The following is a 17324-nucleotide window of genomic DNA, read 5'->3' as shown; positions in this document are numbered from 1 at the left end:
CGCTTTTCATAAACGCAGTGATATTCAAGCAATCATTGAAGAGCATGGGCATGAGATAGTTTGGTTACCCCCTTATAGTCCAGACTTAAATCCTATTGAAAAGATGTGGGCTTGGATTAAGCAAATACGCAAAGAATGGCGGATGGATTGTATTGATACTTTATTCTTTTATCTGCTTTGGATTGGGTTGGGTTTTAGATGATTGCACTATATGATCCAGATAGTGGTGAGATATGGCTTTTGTATGGGGGAAACGCAATCTAAAGACAGCTAAACAATTGAGAGCTAAACTTGAGGCATTAGGAATTAGTTTTGGTTGTATTTGTTGTGATAATTGGGATAGCTTCTTAACGGCTTTTGATGGTAACGTTAAAAAGATAGGTAAGCGATATACTACGGATATTGAGGGTAATAATAATCGCTTTAGGCAAAGGCTGAGGCGAGTCTTTCGAAAGACTTGCTGTTTTTCTAAAAAGTTGGTGAATCACTTTAAGGCGTTTGACTTACTCTTCCATTATATTAATTATGGTTGGGTTTAATCAGCATACTTTTCAAAACACTACTAAAGATTTTAACTTTTTTGCAAAGGTCTCAAATTACAATGCAAAAAAAATCTACTAATAACCGCCTCCCCAGAAAGAATAAGTTTTGTGTAGAATAGCTTACGTTGATTATAAGCTTGATAAAGCAATATCAACATTCATTGCAACTCAAAAGGAAACACTTATGATAAAAAAACTGACTCTATTGGCAGCGCTATCCTTTCCGCTAATTGCCTCTGCAAACTGGCAAAGCGACAACGCTCAAGTAAACTTCTTAACCACTAAAGTTACAGCTGATAAGAACGTTATTATCGAACCTAACCATTTTGCACCAAGCAAACTAACATTAAGCGATGATGGTAAGCTAAGCGGCACATTGGATTTAAACACTATCCAAAGTGGTATCGATATTCGTAACGAGCGTCTTCGTGATTGGGTATTTAAAACTGCAAACGGACAATTAAGCATTAGTGGACAAGTAGATATTGAGCCTCTTTCAAAACTAGAAATAGGCGAAAGCCGTTCCATCAAACAAGCTCTTACCCTAACCTTTGGCGATAAAGAAGCAACCATTACGCTACCGTTATTGGTTTTTAAAACCAACGATGCACGTTTACAAATCACCTCTCTATCCCCTGCCTTACTCGACTTAAGCGCATTTAAAGTAGAAAATGAAGTAAACAAACTACGTGAAGTTGCTGGATTACTTAGTATCTCCTTACAACTTCCCGTCACTATCTCTGCTACATTTACTGCTGACTAACTCACATCAATCGCCATATTTACCCAATATGGCGATTCTATTTATTATGGACAAAGAAAACCTTACCCCTCAAACAGCCCCACGCCACCGCATGAATGCGGCAGAACGCTATATTGCTAGCCTAACCGCAAAATCTGGCAAAATAACAACGCGCTCAAAGCTCAATAACATTGCGCACCTCTTAGCGCAAAAAACACTAGAAACCTTTGATTGGACATCACTTTCACCAGACGATTTAGAATACATCAAAAACCTACTGGTAGAAAAAGAATACACCCCTAACACCATTAACAATTACCTTGCGATTATGCGAGGAACTGCCAAGCAAGCATGGCTCAATGAGCAAATTTCTCATGAACAATATTTGCTTATTCAGTCTGTAAAAAACATTCGAGGTAAACGTATTTCTGCTGGACGCGCTTTAGAAGTCTCTGAAATTCATCGTTTCTATGACGAAGTCACCACCAAAGAGCCCTCTCTAATGCATACACGCGATATGGCACTATTTGCGCTACTCGTAGAATGTGGAATGCGTCGCGCGGAAGTTGCGAGTTTAAGCTGTGGCAGTATCTTTTGGGAAGAAGGGGCTATCAAAGCGCAAACCAAAGGCAATAAAGAGCGACTCATCTTCCTATCAGAAACATCAATGAGCCTCTTACGACAATTCTTTAAAATCCATCCTTTTAAACAACATCCAGATGCTCCACTCTTCTTCCGAATGCGGAAAAATGACACGCCAGTCAATACCCGCTTAAACGACCGCTCTATCAATAAAATACTCGACCGTCATCGGATTGCGGCTGGTTTAAAACGCTTTACCCCGCACGACCTCCGACGCACTTTCGCCACCTATCTTTTTGATATGGGCATAGATGCCAAACAAGTCCAAGATGCTATGGGACATGAAAACGTCGCCACCACCGTCAAATACGACCGACGCAAAGAACGTCGAACAAGAGAAATGATGCAAAACTTCCGATATAAAACATCAAACTCTTCTTGATACGACTAACGAATACTACTCCAAATTCTGCACTTGCTCGCGCATTTGCTCAATCATCACTTTTAAATCTACAGCCGCTTTACTCAATACATTATCAGCGGCTTTAGAGCCTAGCGTATTCGCTTCGCGATTAAATTCCTGCATTAAAAAATCCATCCGTCTTCCAATGGCTTCCTTTTGCGTTAAGGCTTGGCGCGCTTCATTAACATGAAAATGTAACCTATCTAACTCCTCACGCACATCCGCTTTTGATAATAAAAAAACCACCTCTTGTTCAAATCGCTGAGGTTCTACTTCTAATTTAAGCGCTGCCAAACGCGCTTTCAATTGTTCTGTTATTTGATTTTCTACTTGTGGATAATAAGCTTTTAACTCATCTACTAGCTGTTCTATTTTTATTAGCTGCGCTTCCAATACCGCGGTAATTTGCTCACCTTCACGCGAACGCATTTCTAATAATGCCGCAATCGCACTATCAACCGCTTCTAATACCGCAATACCCAGTGCCTCATCATCTGCGGGAGTTTCAATCATTGTTCCTGGTAAAGACAGCATTGTTTTCCAATCTGGTTTTCCTAACGATTCCATCGCTCCACTATCTGAAAAAGCCAATAACCAACGTTTAATCACAGGCGGATTTAACACTAAGTCTCGACTATTTGGTGAACGCTTAATCGTTACATAAATATCTACTTTTCCACGATAAAGCGCTTGTTGACATTTTGCTCTAATTTCTGACTCAATCGCGCGTAAAGTTTCTGGTAATTTGGGCTGAATATCTAAATATCGATGATTAACTGATTTCATCTCTACCGTAAAACTGGTTTCCCCTATCATCCCTGTTGCGCGGGCAAACGCTGTCATACTCATTCGCATCATTTTTTCCTAAAAAAAGAAATATGATAACGAAACCCGCCACAAGCGACATCTCTTTTTGTTAGAATGCAGCCATTTCTTATTATTCCAAGGATTATTATGCGAGCTAGCAACCGTGCCCCTGACCAACTTCGCCCACTGACGATTGAGCGCAACGTCAACCGTTATGCAGAAGGTTCCGCACTTATCAAATGCGGTCATACACACGTTTTATGCACAGCCAGTATCGAAGAACGCGTTCCGCCGTTTCTTCGTGGAAAAGGACAAGGTTGGGTAACAGCAGAATATGCTATGTTGCCACGCTCAACCCATGAGCGAACCGTTCGAGAAGCTGCGCGTGGCAAACAGCAAGGGCGTACCATTGAAATTCAGCGCCTAATTGGTCGCTCATTACGTGCGGTTATAGATTTAAATGCGCTTGGCGAACGTAGTATCACTATTGATTGCGATGTCTTACAAGCCGATGGTGGCACACGAACCGCTGCAATCAGTGGTGGTTTTGTTGCTTTAGCAGATGCCATTCGTAAACTTATGACAGAAGGCAAACTAAAATCCAATCCGCTGCATGGACAGCTTGCTGCCACATCCGTTGGGATTTATCTAGGCACACCCGTTTTAGACCTAGAATATGCGGAAGACAGCGAAGCAGAAACGGATATGAATGTCATTATGAACGATTCCGGTGCATTTATAGAAGTCCAAGGAACCGCAGAAGGTCATGCTTTTCGCCGTGAAGAAATGGATAGCTTGTTGCAGCTTGCCGAAAAAGGCATCAAAGAAATCATGACGGAACAACGTCGCGTACTAGGATTAAATGGATGAAAGAAATCATTTTAGCCAGTAGTAATGCTGGAAAAATTCATGAATTTAAAAGCCTATTTGCAGATACTGGTGTTTCTATTATTCCTCAGGGTAGTCTATCTATTGGTGATACTGAAGAAACCGGTCTAAGCTTTGTGGAAAACGCACTTATCAAAGCGCGCCACGCAGCGAAAATTGGCGGAAAACCTGCTATTGCAGATGATTCTGGTTTAGTCGTTCCAGCGCTAAACGGTGAGCCTGGTATCTATTCTGCACGTTATAGTGGCGAACACAGAAACGATAAGCAGAATAATCAAAAACTTTTAGCACGTTTGGCAACAACTGAAGACCGCAGTGCTTACTTTGTTTGTAGCATTGCGTACCTATCCCATGAAAACGATCCTTTACCAATTATTGCAACAGGACTTTGGCAAGGACGTATCTTGCTAGAAGAAAGAGGCGAAAAAGGTTTTGGTTATGACCCGCTTTTTTTACCAGAGCAAAGCGATAAAACTGCTGCTGAAATAGAAAAAACAGAAAAAAATGCCATTAGCCATCGTGGCAAAGCGATGCAAGCCTTTCTTGCCCAATACCAAATGCGCTATGTAAAATAAACCAAAACTTTTTAACCATATCCTCCTAACCGGTTTGGCTAAAAATAAACAATATCATACAACTAAACACTATAGCGATATTACATGACACTCTGGAAACGCTTACAAAAATGGGGCACCGTATCACTAGCCTCAAGGATTTGACCACTTAGCAGCTCGCATACTGCCGTGGATGATGCCTCTAGCTTGGCTTATTTTGGTTGTTGCACTGATTTGGGGGCTTGCTTTTACGCCGATAGATGCAAGACAAAAAAAACGTCTTTAGAATTATTTATATTCACGTCCCCTCCGCAGCACTCTCAATGAGTATCTATCTAATGATAGCAACCGCCTCTTTAATTTTCTTTATTTGGAGAATTAAACTCTGCGCACTTTTCTGCCGCACAGCTGCACCATACGGCACTTTACTCACTGCATTAGCGCTCATTACTGGCGCAATTTGGGGAAAACCCACATGGGGAACCTATTGGACATGGGATGCACGCCTAACCTCAGAACTTATCCTATTTTTCATCTATTGTGCTTATATCGCACTACAAAATAGCATTGATGATCGCAATCAAGCCGACAGAATATCCGCTATCTTAGCGATAGTCGGTATTATCAACATTCCTATTATTCATTACAGCGTTGTATGGTGGAATTCACTACATCAACCGGCAACTTTATTTAAAATCGGACAACCAAGTATTGCACCAGAAATGCTTTGGCCACTTCTGCTCGCTTTGCTTGCAAACTACTTATTATTTTTTGTTTATGCCATTAAAGGCATTCAAACACAAATTTTACAAGCTCGTATAACACGCCACCTCCAATAATAACTTTAGGAAACTTATGGCATTTGATAGCTTAGCTGATTTTTTACAAATGGGAACGCACGGTCCTTATGTTTGGGCGGCATACGGTATTTTTCTGACCGCGCTCATTGGCATTCACATTTGGATTGCACGGCGTTACCGTCGCTTACTCAACACGCTTAATACACTAAAAGACTAACGATATGAAACCAGTTCGTAAACAGCGTCTTATTCGAATTTCCCTTATCTTTTGTGTTGCGCTCATTGGTATTGGTCTGTTGCTTTATGCAATGCGAGGCGACCTTAATCATTACTATTCTTTAGACCAAATTTCACAAGGCAAAGCCCCTGTTGAACAGCAAGGTATTCGTGTCGGTGGAATGGTTGAAAAAGGCTCTATTCAGCGAGAAGGCGAAAGCCTAACCGTCCAATTCGCCATTACAGACTTTAAACACAAACCGCTTACCATCCGTTACACAGGTATTCTTCCAGAACTTTTTGCTGAGAACCAAGGTGTTATTGCTCGTGGTATTTTAAATAAAAATGGTGTATTCCAAGCGGATCAAATCCTTGCTAAGCATGATGAAAACTATCTTCCTCCTGAAGTAAAAGCGGATATGGAAAGAAGCGGATTTGACCATAGCAAAGGACGTAAACCATGATGGCTTGGGCAGATATCGGTAGCTACGCGCTTAACTTAGCGTGTGCTGTTACTTTTTTACAAACACTTCTCCCATTATTTGCAGCCAACAATACTCGCGTACAACAATTCACCATTCAAACAGCAAAAGCTCAAGCCCTTTTAGTCACTCTTTCTATGATTGGGTTAGCAATGGGTTTCTACGACAATGACTTTAGCATTCGCTACATTGCTGAGCATAGCAATAGCTTACTCCCTTGGTATTATCGACTATCTGCTGTATGGGGCGGACATGAAGGCTCTTTACTCCTATGGATATGGATATTAACGCTTTGGACAGCGGCAGTTGCCATTCGGTGCCGAACATTACCAGGCGCTTATCTTGCAAGAATTTTGGCCGTACTTGGCTACATCGCTTTTGGCTTTTATCTCTTCATCATTTTCACCTCTAATCCCTTTACTCGCTTGTCCTTTGCGCCATTTGATGGGCAAGACCTAAATCCTTTATTACAAGATCCAGGGCTTATTTTTCATCCCCCACTTCTGTATGGTGGATATGTAGGCTTTGCCGTCGCATTTGCCTTTATCACCGCTGCACTTTGGCAAGGACGATTAGATAGCTTATGGTTAAGAGCCGCACGACCATGGACATTAGCTGCTTGGTTAACTCTGACACTTGGTATCGCACTTGGCAGCTATTGGGCATATTACGAACTTGGCTGGGGTGGCTGGTGGTTTTGGGATCCCGTTGAAAACGCATCCTTGATGCCTTGGCTAGTGGGAACTGCGTTAATCCATAGCCTTATCGTTTCTGAAAAAAGAGGTTTGTTCCGTGGTTGGACGGCACTTCTTGCTATCTCTGCTTTTTCATTAAGCTTGATAGGAACCTTTTTGGTTCGTTCAGGCGTACTGACATCTGTGCATGCTTTTGCCTCAGATGCCACACGCGGTATCTTTATTTTAATCCTGCTTATTGCCATTAGTTTACCGGCAATCTTATTGCTTATCTTTCGTAGTTCGACTATTACAGGACAAAGCCAGTATCACCTTTTATCGAAAGAAACCGCACTACTGGCTAACAATTGGTTATTGACTGGCGCAACATTCGTTGTCTTATTAGGAACGCTTTATCCGCTTGCTGCCGATATTTTTAAACTAGGAAAAATCTCTGTTGGAGCACCATATTTCAATCGTTTTATTGTTCCCTTAGCGATTATGATACTCCTTATTTTAGCTATCGGACCACTTATCCGTTGGAAAAGAGATACGCCAAAAAGACTCATTCCTTCTATCTTATTTTGTCTAATATTTGCAATTATTTTTACCGCTATTCTTATGTCTATTGTTGTTCCATACTGGAAATGGCAAGCAGCTATTGCTATTTTTTCTGCTGGTGCCGCTTTAGCCGGTGTCATTCTAGATTATGGAACGGCTATCACGAAACGCGGTCTATCAGCTATCCGCCCAAGAGGTAGCATTGCTGGTATGCTCATTACCCATACAGGGCTAATCATCATGGTTTTAGCCATTACAGGCACAAGCCTCTATGATGATGCACGAGATTTGAGTGTAAAAGTTGGGAAAAGTATCGATATAGGAGAATATCATCTCACTTTGACAGGACTGGTCAGTAAACCTGGTCCTAACTATCGTGCAACGGAAGGACGTTTTTTGGTTCACAAGCAAGATAATCCTAACTATACCGCCCTACTAACGCCTTCAAAAAGAGAATACTTTTCTAGTTCAATGCCTATGACAGAATCTGCGCGTTTATCAACACCTACGCATGACCTTTATCTTGCATTAGGTGAACCTATTTCGACAGATACTTGGGCAATCCGTATCCAATATAAACCTTATATCATTTGGATTTGGTTAGGGGCGGTCATTATGGCATTAGGTGGACTGATTGCAGCTTTTGATCGTGGCTATCGCCGTCAAAAAAATCATTCATTAGAAAATGCTTTATGATGACAACTATTGACTTTAAAAAAGCGACATCTAGGAGCCAATCATCATGAAATCCAGCCGTTTACTATTCGCTTTTGTCCTCATCGCTGCTTTTACTGGATTGATTATTTTATTTATTGGTGGATTAGGAAAAGATCCGCGTCAATTAGACAGTTTGGCAGAAGGGAAAACGCTCACAGAAGATACACAAATCCACTTCAATCTTCCCGACTTATATAGCGGACAAATGATGACGATTAAAGAGATGCCATCACCGCCCTATCTGATTAACGTTTGGGGCAGTTGGTGTCCCGCTTGTCACGTTGAGCATCCTTATCTGATGGCATTAAGTCAAAAAATTCCGATTATTGGAATTAACTGGGCAGCAGACAATCCTAATGAAGCAGAAGATGCCAAAAAAATGCTTGCGCAAAGTGGAAACCCTTATCAGCATGTGCTTTTTGATAAAAATGGTAGCCTTATTATTGATTTAGGCGTATATGGCGCACCTGAAACCTTTTTAATTGGAAAAAATAAAAAAATTCTCAAACGCTATGCTGGTCCATTAGACGAACAAGTATGGCAAAAAGAATTTCAATCCTTACTAAAACAGGATAAATAGTCATGACCCCTGTTATTGAACAGCTACTACATCATCATAGTGTCCGCCATTTTGCTCAGCGCCCATTAGATGAGCAAACCATTCATACTTTAATAACCGCAGCGCAAGCAGCGCCAACCTCTCATTATCTTCAAGCCTATCGATTTTTAGGCATCACAGAGCCTCAGCTTAAAAAGGCGATTGCTGATATTTGTGGACAATCTCATGTAGAAAATAATGGGCATCTATTCATCGTATTAGCGGATTTAAGCCGACCTGCTATGCTAATGCCTGGAATAGAAACCTTAGGCAGTACTGAGAACTTATTGGTTGCCACAATTGATGCTGCATTAGCAGCTCAGAATTTAACTGTTGCAGCCAAGAGTTTAGGACTAGGTTGTTGCTATTTAGGCTCTATTCGGAATAATACACAAGCCCTTATTGAGCTGCTTCATTTACCGCCTTATGTTTATCCACTTTTTGGAATTGCAGTCGGTTATCCAGAAAACGACCATGCCTCGACAAAGCCTAGATTACCTTTTCAAGAAATTTACCAAGAAAATGCCTATGATGCTCAAAATTTTCAACAAAATATGACCAAATATGATCAAACTGTCGCTGACTACTATCATTCCCGACAACAAAATGCGCGTACTGATCATTGGAGTGAACAACTCTGTCGTTACTTTAGCACGCCTCGACGCTTAGACGTTCACGATACACTTCAACAACAAGGTTATCTTAAACAATGATACGTTTTCTCCTTTTTATTAGCACATTTCTTCTTCCGCTGATTAGCCACTCGCAAGCCATACAAGCCGCACCAACTTTTGCAACAGCAGAGCAAAGCGCACAATATAATCACCTAACGCGCATTATTCGCTGCCCAACCTGTCAAAACCAAGACATTGCAGAATCTAACGCCCCTTTAGCACGACAGCTTAGACAGCTCATTGCCGAGCAGATTCAAGCAGGTAAAACAGAAAAAGAAATTACAGATTATCTCATTGCACGCTATGGCGACTTTATTACTTATCAACCAAGATTGACTAAAAATACCATCGTTTTATGGTTTGCGCCTATTGCTATCATGCTTTTATGCCTCTTACTTTGGCTCATTATTCGACGACTTGCTCGTCCTGATAATCGCACACTTACAGCAGAACAACATCAGCAACTTGCGCAATGGCTTAGCCAATATCGGAAATAAATATTATGTTTATCATTCTTACCATTATCACGCTTATCTTATTTCTTTACCTATTTGCTGGAAAACCATTAAAGCCTTATCAACCTGAAGCTGAAGCTAGAGCACTTATTGCGCAATATGATGAGCAAACCACAAAATCCGATAAAGAAGAAAGAGAGAAACAGCTTTATTATGAGCTTTCAGCCATTCTAAAAGGACGAGGACGAGCTGTAAATCGCCTACCATTTATCACCTTACCCTTAACCATCATTGCCTTTAGTCTTGCGGGTTTACTTTGGTATCAACAAGGCGGAGAAAATGCACTACGCTGGCAGCAACTTAATCAAACCCTAAAAAGCGATATTCGCCAAAGCCAATTTTATGGTGCACAAATGCTGCAAAACTCTGCTGCACTCTCAGATATCTTTAAGCATATCAAACAATCACAATTTTTTGATCAAACAGAAAATCAAAATGCCCTTCTGCTTTATTGCCAAGCGCTTCAACGCCAGCTAGATCGACAAGATATCACTCAGTTACAAGCATTAGGCAGCTGCTATAACGCTATTGGTGCCTATCCTTTATCGGCGCCTGTCTATGATCGATTAGTTCGTTTGCAGCCTGAAGATCCTGCGACAATACTTGAATGGGCACAAGCAAATATCCTTGCTGAACCTGATCGTCCTATTAGTGATAACATTCAACAAGCCTTACAAGCTTTGGTAGACAAACAACCAGACAACCTACTTGCAACCCTATTCCTAGCCTCAGCTTATCAACAAAGAGGCGAGCTAACAAAATCACGACCATTATGGGAACGTTTACAGAAAACCATTCCTAAAAACGATCCTCTTTATCAAGCAGTGAGTAAAGCTATGGGAGATAATACGCATTCACAATCACAAGTGAATCAAAACTATCAAATCCAAATTACCATTGCGCCTGAGATGCTCGCAAAGCTTGATTCCCATGCTAAGCTTTACTTGATTGCTGCCCCTCAAAACCAAAAAATGCCCATTGCTGTTAAAGCATTAACACCAGCTGAACATATTGATACCACATTAAATAATTCCGATACCATGCGCGGAGAAAATTTGGGAGATTATGCTCAACTCGCCATTCGAGCAAAACTGAGTCCTAATGGTAAGCCAGACGATAGTCAAGCGCTGGAGGTTTCATCGCCAGCACAAACAGACCGCCCTATAAAATTAACTTTCCATTAAAGAATAATCCTATAAATAAATGCGATAACACATTACTTGACCTTTACTTTATGACTACAGAAAATACCTACCCATGATTACATTAAATAATATTAGCAAAACCTTCCAGCAAGGTGGGCGAACGGTTACTGCCCTTAACAACATCACCCTAAACGTTGCCGCAGGTGAAATCTACGGTGTTGTTGGAGAAAGTGGTGCTGGTAAAAGTACCCTTATTCGCTGTGTCAACCTATTAGAACGCCCCAGCCAAGGAGAAGTAATTGTTGACGGACAAGACCTTACTAAACTTTCCACAGCAGCGCTTTTTAAAGCCAGACACAACATTGGCATGATATTCCAACATTTCAACCTACTTTCTGGAAGAACCGTTGCTGAAAACATTGCGCTTCCCTTAGAGCTTATCGGCGCGTCTAAAGCACATATTCGAGAAAAAGTACAAAACCTTATTGATTTAACTGGACTTTCAGAAAAAGCCAACTATTTTCCTTCGCAACTTTCTGGTGGACAAAAGCAACGAGTGGCTATTGCTCGAGCGCTAGCAAGTGAATCTAAAGTATTACTTTCTGATGAAGCCACCTCTGCACTAGATCCTAAAACGACAGATGCCATTTTAAGTTTACTGAAAGAAATCAATCAGAAACTAGGAGTCACCATTCTGTTAATTACCCACGAAATGGAAGTCGTAAAGAAAATTTGCGATAAAGTTGCCTTGCTTGATAGAGGTGAATTGGTTGAAAACAATACCGTAGAAGGCTTTTTTACTGCGCCGCAATCTGAGCTAGGAAAACATTTTGTAGAGCAAATTCAGAAATTCGACTTACCTGAAAGCTATTCGCAACGCCTTCGTCCAAATGGCGACTATCCTGTTTTAAAACTTTTATTTCAAGGCGCTGCTGTAGATGAACCTGTTTTATCAAGCTTAGCACGTCAATTTGATGTGAATGTTAGTATCATCCAAGCCAAAGTTGAGCATATTGCCACCATTACTGCTGGATTTATGATTGCTGAACTTATTGGTGAAAAAGAAAAAATCAGTCGAGCACTTAATTGGCTTCACTCACAACCTCTAAAAACGGAAATTCTTGGTTATGTCTCAGCAAATGATTAATCTCCTTTGGCAATCCACTTGGGAAACCCTTTATATGACCTTTGCGTCTGCATTACTAGCAGGCATTATAGGAATTCCACTTGGAGTGATGCTCTATGCTAGCCGTCCAGGGAACTTCCTAGCAAATCGCAGCTTTTACTATCCATTAGGCACCATTATCAATATCGGGCGCTCAATCCCCTTCATGGTGCTGATGCTTGCCATTATTCCCTTTACTCGATTTGTTGTGGGAAAATCTATCGGAAATACAGCAGCGATTGTTCCCTTAACCGTTTCTGCAGTACCCTTTATTGCTCGGATGATAGAAAATATTATTAACGAAGTTCCTAAAGGGCTTATTGAAGCAGCTCAAGCCATGGGCGCAACGCCTATGCAAATTGTGCGCAAAGTCTTATTACCAGAAGCGAAATCTGGGCTGATTAACACAATGACTATTGTGATTATTGCATTAATCGGTTATACCGCTATTGCGGGCGCTATTGGTGCTGGTGGTCTAGGAAAAGTGGCAAAAAGCTATGGTTATGACCGCTATAAACCTGAAATAATGCTCGCTTGTGTCATTATATTAGTCATAATGGTGCAAGCTATCCAAAGTATTGGTGACTTTTTATCAAAACGCGCCGATCGTCGTTAAATTATCCATAGGAGACTATATGAAAATAATGAGAACTTTAACCCTTGCTATTTTAGCTGCTACTACATTAACGGCAAATGCAGCTCTTAAAGTTGGCTCAATGGGTGGACAAGAAGCTGACCTAGTAAAAGCAGCAGCACAAGTTGCAAAAGAAAAGTACGGCTTAGATGTTGATGTTGTTGAATTTGAAGATTACGTTATGCCTAACGTTGCGCTTGCTGAAGGTGAAATTGATGCCAATGCGTTCCAGCATAAGCCTTATTTAGATGCCATGGTAAAAGACCGTGGATTTAAAATCGTTCCAGTTGGTGATACCTTTATCTACCCTATTGGTGGATATAGCCAAAAAATAAAAGATATCAGCGAATTAAAAGATGGTGCAAAAATCGCTTTCCCAAATGATCCATCTAACGGCGCTCGTTCACTCATCTTAATGCACAATAAAGGCTTAATTAAACTCAAAGACCCTAGCAATTTAGAAGCTTCTGTATTAGATGTAGAAGAAAATCCACATAATTATGAATTGATTGATGCTGATGCAGCTTCTATGCCGCGCGTTTTACCAGACGTTGATTTGGCATTTATCAACTCAAACTATGCGGTAAATGCAGACTTATTGCCTAAACGCGATGCTATTATCTTAGAACCAGAAGATAGCCCATATATGAATATCATTGCGGTTCGTGAAGGTGATGAAAATCGTGAAGATATCAAAAAATTTGTTGACGCCTATCATAGTGAACCAGTAGCAGAAGCTGCTGAAAAAGTCTTTAAAGGTGCTGCTGTAAAAGGCTGGTAATCTGCCACTTTTATCCTATATCTGAATGTATTCAGATATAGGATTTTTACATTACGTCATTTACTTCAAAATCAAGCTTAATATGGAAAGTTTATAATATAGATTTACCATAGCTTTTAATAATATCACCTATTTTTTCCATTATTTCATCACTAGGCGGATTAACATTTTCCAAACGATAAGTATCGCCACACAATGCCCATTTATGAGTACCTAAGCTATGATAAGGCAATAATTCTACTTCTTTGATGTTATCCATAGGCGCAATAAACTGTCCTAATAAATGTGCTGATTCGTCATCATCGGTATATCCCGGTACAACAACATAGCGCACTCGCACTGCTTGCTTACGCGCTTGTAAATGTTTCGCAAAAATCAATGTCCGCGTATTTGGGACACCTACTAATCTTTCATGCTTTTCATTATCAAGCTGTTTTAAATCTAGCATAACTAAATCTGTATTATCTAATAAAACCTCTAATGTCTGATCATAATGACGCGCATAGCCATTTGTATCTAAGCAAGTATGAATTTTTTCTTGATGACAAGCAACAAACCAATCTCTAACAAACTCTGGCTGTAACAAAGCCTCACCTCCACTTGCGGTTACCCCTCCTCCACTAGCCCTTAAATAATGTCGATATTGACGAACTTGCTTCATAATTTCTTCAACACTTACCTGTTTTTCTGTGGGACTATGTAAATCCCAAGTGTCGCGGTTATGGCAATATAGGCAACGCATTAAACATCCTTGAAAAAATAAAACGTAGCGCAACCCTGGTCCATCTACTGCGCCACAAGTTTCAATAGAATGAATAATGCCATAACGATTCATATTGAAAGTCTCTCATTAGTAATTAATATATAAAAATTTCAGCATAAAAAATGCCGGCACAAGTCCGGCATTTTTCTCTAGATTAGAGGATTACATTTTTTCTGTAAAGGTACGCGTAATGACATCCATTTGTTGTTCTTTTGTCAATGAATTAAAGCGAACTGCATATCCTGATACTCGAATAGTTAATTGTGGATAAAGCTCTGGATCATTCATCGCTTCCATTAACATTTCACGATTTAGCACGTTAACGTTAAGATGTTGACCGCCTTCAATCTCATTATCATGGTGGAAATAACCATCCATTAATGCAGCTAAATTTTTCTGACGGGTTTCATCATCCTTACCAAGCGCTTTTGGCACAATTGAGAAAGTATAGGAAATACCATCTTTTGCGTAGGCAAATGGAAGTTTTGCTACTGAAGTTAAAGAAGCAACCGCTCCATTCACATCTCGGCCGTGCATCGGATTTGCACCGGGTCCAAATGGTGCACCAGCACGGCGTCCATCTGGTGTATTACCTGTTTTCTTACCATAAACTACATTAGAGGTAATCGTTAAAACAGATTGTGTTGGAATAGCTTCACGATAAGTCGGATGTTTTGCGACTTTCTTCATAAAGCGTTCTACTAAGTCGCAAGCAATGCTATCCACACGATCATCATTATTTCCAAATTGTGGATATTCGCCTTCTATCTCGAAATCAACAGCAATTCCATTCTCATCTCTAATTGGGCGAACTTTTGCATATTTAATCGCGGCTAAAGAGTCCGCTGCTACTGATAAACCAGCCACACCACACGCCATTGTGCGGTGAACATCACGGTCATGTAGTGCCATTAGTGCTGTTTCATAGCTATATTTATCATGCATATAGTGAATGCAATTTAGCGCAGTAACGTATTGTGTAGCCAACCAATCCATGAAATTATCCATACGCGCCATTACCGTGTCATAGTCTAAAATTTCATCTGTAATTGGCGCTTGTTTTGGTCCAATTTGCGCTTTTGATTTTTCATCCACCCCACCATTGATAGCGTAAAGCAATGTTTTTGCAAGGTTTGCACGTGCACCAAAAAATTGCATTTGTTTACCGACAACCATTGGACTCACACAACAAGCAATCGCATAGTCATCGCTATTGAAGTCTGGACGCATTAAATCATCATTTTCATATTGAATAGATGAGGTATCAATAGATACTTGTGCGCAGAAACGTTTAAACGCTTCAGGTAATTGCTCTGACCACAATACGGTAATATTTGGTTCAGGCGATGGACCCATATTGTATAAAGTGTGTAAGAAACGGAAACTATTTTTGGTGACTAATGTTCGTCCGTCTAATCCCATACCACCAATAGATTCCGTTGCCCAAATTGGATCACCAGAGAACAATTCATCATATTCGGGTGTGCGTAAGAAACGAACCATCCGAAGTTTCATCACTAAATGGTCAATGAGTTCTTGTGCTTCCTGTTCGGTAATTACACCATTTTGTAAATCGCGTTCAATATAGATATCTAAGAAGGTAGATACCCGTCCAAAGCTCATAGCAGCACCATTTTGAGATTTAACAGCTGCTAAATAACCAAAGTAAGTCCATTGAACGGCTTCACGGGCATTTCTAGCAGGTTGTGAAATATCAAAGCCATAACGTACTGCCATTTCCTTCATTTGACCAAGAGCACGATGCTGCTCAGCAATTTCTTCGCGTAAACGTAAAGTTTTTTCTAAATCTTTACCCGCCTCTAAATCTGCTTGAAGTTCATTAAATTCTTTGAACTTCTCATCCATTAAACGGTCAATACCGTAAAGGGCTACTCGGCGATAATCACCAATAATACGACCACGTCCATAAGCATCTGGTAAACCTGTCAAAACGCCAGATTTCCGGCAGCGACGAATATCAGGTGTATAAACATCAAAAACACCTTGGTATGTGTCTTACGGTATTCGGTAAACGCTTTTTCAACAGATGGATTTAATGGTTCATTATAGATTTTGCAAGAATCTATCACCATGCGAATACCACCATACGGCATGATAGCTCGTTTTAATGGCTCATCTGTTTGTAAGCCAACGATGGTTTCTAATGATTGGTCAATATAACCTGCTTCGTGGCTGTTAATGCCAGAAACAATATCAGCATCAATTTTAAGAGGAGCTTTTGTGCGGTTTTCTTCTTTAATGCCTTCCATAACGCTATTCCACAAAGTCGTTGTGGCAGCTGTTGCAGGTGTAAGGAAGTCACCATTTCCTTCATAAGGAGTATAATTTTTCTGAATAAAATCGCGAACATCAATTTTATCTTCCCACTCTCCAGCAATAAAATTAGCCCAAGCAGCAGGACGATTTTCTGTTTTAGTGAGCATATATACTCCTCGTTAAGTTAATTAGACTTCCTATAATATATATTTTTTATAAAAAATTATCAATATAAAAAATTAGATAAAATATTGGTAGTGATTTGAAAAGAGAGTAAACCATGGCAATAACGAAAACGAATTTGCTCATGGTCATTGCCACATTAATGGTATTGAGTCTTTTTGGAGCTTTACCAAGCGGAGACTGAACAAGTTTAATGGTGTTTTACAGCCAATTTATGGAACCTTCTGCCATTATGCTAATAATGTCACCTATTTTCGTACCTATTGCGACGCGTTTAGGCATTGATCCTGTGCACCTTGGTATTATTATGTAGGAATGCTTTCTCCGCCGGTTGGTCTTAATCTTTTTGTTGCTTCATCCATTACAGGGCGCCCTTTAGGCTGGGTCATCAAGGCAGTTATGCCATGGTTCTTGCTATTACTCTTATTCTTTAGCGCTTGTCACATACGTTCCACAAATTACCATGTGGTTCCCAGATTATCTTCATCAATTAAGAATAAAAGGATAGTTTTCTAGCCAATTCAGATAGCTGCTCTACTTTTTAACTAAATAGTAGAACAG

The 17324-nt window shown here is 40.3% G+C and carries 18 protein-coding genes and 4 pseudogenes; 19 read left to right on the top strand and 3 right to left on the bottom strand.

The genetic code is table 11. From position 1 onward, the window contains the following. From A5N85_RS05230 to A5N85_RS05215, 4 genes and pseudogenes are all read left to right on the top strand, one after another. Positions 1–202 (top strand): transposase (locus A5N85_RS05230; RefSeq protein WP_249023928.1); only part of this gene is annotated, 202 nt, incomplete at its 5' end. Positions 203–216: 14 nt separating this feature from the next. Next, a pseudogene (locus A5N85_RS05225) lies at positions 217–539 on the top strand (IS1 family transposase); the annotation flags it as partial. A gap of 187 nt (positions 540–726) precedes the next feature. After that, on the top strand, positions 727–1305 hold the full coding sequence (locus A5N85_RS05220; protein ID WP_072576284.1) for a YceI family protein: 579 nt from the start codon (positions 727–729) through the stop codon (positions 1303–1305). Between the two features lie 46 nt (positions 1306–1351). Continuing rightward, entirely contained in the window at positions 1352–2308 is a 957-nt protein-coding gene (locus A5N85_RS05215; protein ID WP_072576283.1) for a tyrosine-type recombinase/integrase, read from the top strand. Between the two features lie 15 nt (positions 2309–2323). Here the strand turns inward: A5N85_RS05215 and A5N85_RS05210 are convergent, their stop codons facing one another. Then, the gene (locus tag A5N85_RS05210) at positions 2324–3187 is read right to left on the bottom strand and encodes a YicC/YloC family endoribonuclease (RefSeq protein WP_084601647.1); all 864 of its coding nucleotides are present in this window, start codon (positions 3185–3187) and stop codon (positions 2324–2326) included. Positions 3188–3283: 96 nt separating this feature from the next. Between A5N85_RS05210 and rph the strand changes: the two genes are divergently transcribed. The 13 genes from rph (at position 3284) to A5N85_RS05145 (ending at position 13540) form a co-directional block, all read left to right on the top strand. Further along, positions 3284–4006, top strand: a complete 723-nt coding sequence (gene rph, locus A5N85_RS05205; RefSeq protein WP_072576281.1) for a ribonuclease PH — start codon at positions 3284–3286, stop codon at positions 4004–4006. Further along, a complete protein-coding gene (gene rdgB / locus A5N85_RS05200; protein WP_072576280.1) occupies positions 4003–4599 on the top strand; it encodes an RdgB/HAM1 family non-canonical purine NTP pyrophosphatase in 597 nt (198 codons plus the stop codon). Before rph ends, rdgB begins: the two co-directional genes overlap by 4 nt. Before the next feature lie 239 nt (positions 4600–4838). Beyond that, a complete protein-coding gene (ccmC, locus tag A5N85_RS05195; RefSeq protein ID WP_346243167.1) occupies positions 4839–5417 on the top strand; it encodes a heme ABC transporter permease CcmC in 579 nt (192 codons plus the stop codon). A gap of 16 nt (positions 5418–5433) precedes the next feature. Next, complete coding sequence (gene ccmD / locus A5N85_RS05190) at positions 5434–5595, top strand: heme exporter protein CcmD (protein ID WP_072576279.1); 162 nt, start codon at positions 5434–5436, stop codon at positions 5593–5595. 4 nt (positions 5596–5599) lie between these two features. After that, complete coding sequence (ccmE, locus tag A5N85_RS05185) at positions 5600–6058, top strand: cytochrome c maturation protein CcmE (protein ID WP_072576278.1); 459 nt, start codon at positions 5600–5602, stop codon at positions 6056–6058. Then, positions 6055–8007 (top strand): heme lyase CcmF/NrfE family subunit, encoded by a 1953-nt coding sequence (locus tag A5N85_RS05180; RefSeq protein ID WP_245936011.1) that lies wholly within the window; start codon positions 6055–6057, stop codon positions 8005–8007. Before ccmE ends, A5N85_RS05180 begins: the two co-directional genes overlap by 4 nt. A 46-nt stretch (positions 8008–8053) precedes the next feature. Further along, positions 8054–8608, top strand: coding sequence for a DsbE family thiol:disulfide interchange protein (locus A5N85_RS05175; protein WP_072576277.1), 555 nt, complete (start codon positions 8054–8056; stop codon positions 8606–8608). Positions 8609–8610: 2 nt separating this feature from the next. Then, complete coding sequence (locus A5N85_RS05170; RefSeq protein ID WP_072576276.1) at positions 8611–9339, top strand: NADPH-dependent oxidoreductase; 729 nt, start codon at positions 8611–8613, stop codon at positions 9337–9339. Next, positions 9336–9797 carry a cytochrome c-type biogenesis protein gene (locus tag A5N85_RS05165; RefSeq protein WP_072576275.1) on the top strand — a complete coding sequence of 154 codons (462 nt, stop codon included), beginning with the start codon at positions 9336–9338 and terminating at the stop codon, positions 9795–9797. The genes A5N85_RS05170 and A5N85_RS05165 overlap by 4 nt, the downstream gene beginning before the upstream one ends. A gap of 5 nt (positions 9798–9802) precedes the next feature. Beyond that, the gene (locus tag A5N85_RS05160; RefSeq protein WP_072576274.1) at positions 9803–10999 is read left to right on the top strand and encodes a tetratricopeptide repeat protein; all 1197 of its coding nucleotides are present in this window, start codon (positions 9803–9805) and stop codon (positions 10997–10999) included. A 73-nt stretch (positions 11000–11072) separates the two neighbouring features. Beyond that, positions 11073–12107, top strand: a complete 1035-nt coding sequence (locus tag A5N85_RS05155) for a methionine ABC transporter ATP-binding protein (RefSeq protein WP_072576273.1) — start codon at positions 11073–11075, stop codon at positions 12105–12107. Further along, the gene (locus tag A5N85_RS05150; protein ID WP_072576272.1) at positions 12088–12741 is read left to right on the top strand and encodes a methionine ABC transporter permease; all 654 of its coding nucleotides are present in this window, start codon (positions 12088–12090) and stop codon (positions 12739–12741) included. The genes A5N85_RS05155 and A5N85_RS05150 overlap by 20 nt, the downstream gene beginning before the upstream one ends. A 28-nt stretch (positions 12742–12769) precedes the next feature. Next, positions 12770–13540 (top strand): MetQ/NlpA family ABC transporter substrate-binding protein, encoded by a 771-nt coding sequence (locus tag A5N85_RS05145; protein ID WP_115306186.1) that lies wholly within the window; start codon positions 12770–12772, stop codon positions 13538–13540. A gap of 91 nt (positions 13541–13631) precedes the next feature. Here the strand turns inward: A5N85_RS05145 and pflA are convergent, their stop codons facing one another. Both pflA and pflB read right to left on the bottom strand, forming a co-directional pair. Continuing rightward, entirely contained in the window at positions 13632–14375 is a 744-nt protein-coding gene (gene pflA, locus A5N85_RS05140) for a pyruvate formate lyase 1-activating protein (protein ID WP_072576270.1), read from the bottom strand. Between the two features lie 90 nt (positions 14376–14465). Continuing rightward, positions 14466–16747, bottom strand: a pseudogene (gene pflB / locus A5N85_RS05135) (formate C-acetyltransferase). Between the two features lie 103 nt (positions 16748–16850). Between pflB and A5N85_RS17580 the strand changes: the two are divergent. Together A5N85_RS17580 and A5N85_RS15035 are read left to right on the top strand one after the other, a co-directional pair. Continuing rightward, positions 16851–16964, top strand: a pseudogene (locus tag A5N85_RS17580) (IS1595 family transposase); the annotation flags it as partial. Further along, a pseudogene (locus tag A5N85_RS15035) lies at positions 16954–17271 on the top strand (TRAP transporter large permease subunit); the annotation flags it as partial. The pseudogenes A5N85_RS17580 and A5N85_RS15035, both read left to right, overlap by 11 nt. Between the last annotated feature and the right edge of the window lie 53 nt (positions 17272–17324).

This window comes from Suttonella ornithocola (assembly GCF_001889065.1).
Taxonomy (GTDB): Bacteria; Pseudomonadota; Gammaproteobacteria; order Cardiobacteriales; family Cardiobacteriaceae; genus Suttonella_A; species Suttonella_A ornithocola.
This window is presented reverse-complemented; position numbering and strand designations above follow the sequence as displayed.

Excerpts from the sequence above, each read along its gene's own strand:
- A5N85_RS05220 (WP_072576284.1), top strand. The coding sequence starts at position 727 with ATGATAAAAAAACTGACTCTATTGGCAGCGCTATCCTTTCCGCTAATT.
- A5N85_RS05215 (WP_072576283.1), top strand. The coding sequence starts at position 1,352 with ATGGACAAAGAAAACCTTACCCCTCAAACAGCCCCACGCCACCGCATG.
- A5N85_RS05210 (WP_084601647.1), bottom strand. The coding sequence starts at position 3,187 with ATGATGCGAATGAGTATGACAGCGTTTGCCCGCGCAACAGGGATGATA.
- rph (WP_072576281.1), top strand. The coding sequence starts at position 3,284 with ATGCGAGCTAGCAACCGTGCCCCTGACCAACTTCGCCCACTGACGATT.
- rdgB (WP_072576280.1), top strand. The coding sequence starts at position 4,003 with ATGAAAGAAATCATTTTAGCCAGTAGTAATGCTGGAAAAATTCATGAA.
- ccmC (WP_346243167.1), top strand. The coding sequence starts at position 4,839 with ATGCAAGACAAAAAAAACGTCTTTAGAATTATTTATATTCACGTCCCC.
- ccmD (WP_072576279.1), top strand. The coding sequence starts at position 5,434 with ATGGCATTTGATAGCTTAGCTGATTTTTTACAAATGGGAACGCACGGT.
- ccmE (WP_072576278.1), top strand. The coding sequence starts at position 5,600 with ATGAAACCAGTTCGTAAACAGCGTCTTATTCGAATTTCCCTTATCTTT.
- A5N85_RS05180 (WP_245936011.1), top strand. The coding sequence starts at position 6,055 with ATGATGGCTTGGGCAGATATCGGTAGCTACGCGCTTAACTTAGCGTGT.
- A5N85_RS05175 (WP_072576277.1), top strand. The coding sequence starts at position 8,054 with ATGAAATCCAGCCGTTTACTATTCGCTTTTGTCCTCATCGCTGCTTTT.
- A5N85_RS05170 (WP_072576276.1), top strand. The coding sequence starts at position 8,611 with ATGACCCCTGTTATTGAACAGCTACTACATCATCATAGTGTCCGCCAT.
- A5N85_RS05165 (WP_072576275.1), top strand. The coding sequence starts at position 9,336 with ATGATACGTTTTCTCCTTTTTATTAGCACATTTCTTCTTCCGCTGATT.
- A5N85_RS05160 (WP_072576274.1), top strand. The coding sequence starts at position 9,803 with ATGTTTATCATTCTTACCATTATCACGCTTATCTTATTTCTTTACCTA.
- A5N85_RS05155 (WP_072576273.1), top strand. The coding sequence starts at position 11,073 with ATGATTACATTAAATAATATTAGCAAAACCTTCCAGCAAGGTGGGCGA.
- A5N85_RS05150 (WP_072576272.1), top strand. The coding sequence starts at position 12,088 with ATGTCTCAGCAAATGATTAATCTCCTTTGGCAATCCACTTGGGAAACC.
- A5N85_RS05145 (WP_115306186.1), top strand. The coding sequence starts at position 12,770 with ATGAGAACTTTAACCCTTGCTATTTTAGCTGCTACTACATTAACGGCA.
- pflA (WP_072576270.1), bottom strand. The coding sequence starts at position 14,375 with ATGAATCGTTATGGCATTATTCATTCTATTGAAACTTGTGGCGCAGTA.